At 48.7% G+C, this 1289-nt stretch carries 2 protein-coding genes; both read left to right on the forward strand.

Annotation, left to right across the window (positions count from 1 at the left end; all coding sequences use genetic code 11):
* On the forward strand, nt 1-499 hold a 499-nt coding region (locus tag R8N28_RS25240), incomplete at its 5' end, for a putative nucleotidyltransferase substrate binding domain-containing protein (RefSeq protein WP_318183665.1).
* A gap of 2 nt (nt 500-501) precedes the next feature.
* Nucleotides 502-1212 carry a 3'-5' exonuclease gene (locus R8N28_RS25245; RefSeq protein WP_169610413.1) on the forward strand — a complete coding sequence of 237 codons (711 nt, stop codon included), beginning with the start codon at nt 502-504 and terminating at the stop codon, nt 1210-1212.
* The last annotated feature ends 77 nt before the right edge of the window (nt 1213-1289 follow it).

Consider the following 1289-nt stretch of genomic DNA (forward strand, 5'->3'; position numbering starts at 1 on the left):
GTTTGTCGACCAAATCCAGCAACACTTGCATGATTGCATTCAAAAGAGGCCGAGCTTTATTCCGGCTTTGGTGCGCGATGCGATTGACACTCAGCCGCCACTTGGCATTTTCAACAATTTGGTGTTGGAAAAAGGTGGGGAAAACAGCAACACGTTAAACATCAAAAAGTACGCCTTGAATCTGATCATCGATCTGGCGCGTATTTTCAGTCTTGCCGCTGGCGGCTCGTTAACTGGCACAGAAGAGCGTTTTCGCTACGCAGCCCAGCACGGCACATTGTCGAAAGACAGTGTTGAAAACATCATTGGCGCGTATCGCTTTATTACTCAGGTACGTTTCCGTCATCAACTCAATGCGATTCTGGCGGGCACCACTCCAGACAACCACATCGCACCCGATGATTTCAGTAGCTTTGAGCGCAAGCACTTAAAAGATGCATTTAAGATCATCAGTGAGCTGCAAGATGTCGCGAAACTGAAGTTTGTGAAAGGGGCGTAACCATGATTAAACGTTGGTTTAAGCGGTGGGAAACGCCGCTCTCTCCTGAGCAAAAACGCCAAGCCATTCACGTTATTGACGATTGGCCAATGGTGCTGAAAGACTATCTTCAACGGCCTTTGATGGATGACTCAACGACCTTGAAGGATTTGAGTTTTGTTGCGTTGGACTTTGAAACCACAGGCGTGGACGCGCAAGGTGATAAAATCTTATCGATTGGCGTGGTTGACCTAACGCTGGACGGCATTGATATCGCCAGCTCCAAAGAGTGGTACATTTGTCATGGACAATTCATCAAACCAGAAACAGCGCAAATTAATGGCTTAACTCCGCAAGATCTCGCCAAAGGACTGCCATTGGATGAAGGCATGAATCGGTTGTTGGAACGCATCACAGGAAAAGTGGTGCTCGCCCACGGATGCTGCATTGAAAAAGCCTTCATTCACGCTTATTTTTCCTCTCGCTACCAAGTAGAGGATTTCCCCGCGTATTTTATCGACACTCTGCAAATCGAAAAGCAGTTTAGCTATGCAGGGAAAAGCGGCGCGCACAGCAGTTATCAGTTGGACGATTTGCGCCGCTACTATCACCTGCCGGGGTACTTATCGCACTCAGCCGCCAGTGATGCCTTGGCGTGCGCGGAGTTGTTCTTGGTGCAAAGTAAAAAACTGACCGCGCTTCCGGATGTCACGTTGCGTCAGTTGATGCGCTGATCACGCCAACTCTTGCGCCAAAAAGTCGATCAATAACCGCACTTTTGGCGACAAATTGCGACTTTGCGGATACAGCG

The sequence above is a fragment of the Vibrio sp. Vb1554 genome, from assembly GCF_033344235.1.

What these genes read in the sequence shown, in the direction of transcription:
- R8N28_RS25245 (WP_169610413.1), top strand. Translation starts at nt 502, where the DNA reads ATGATTAAACGTTGGTTTAAGCGGTGGGAAACGCCGCTCTCTCCTGAG.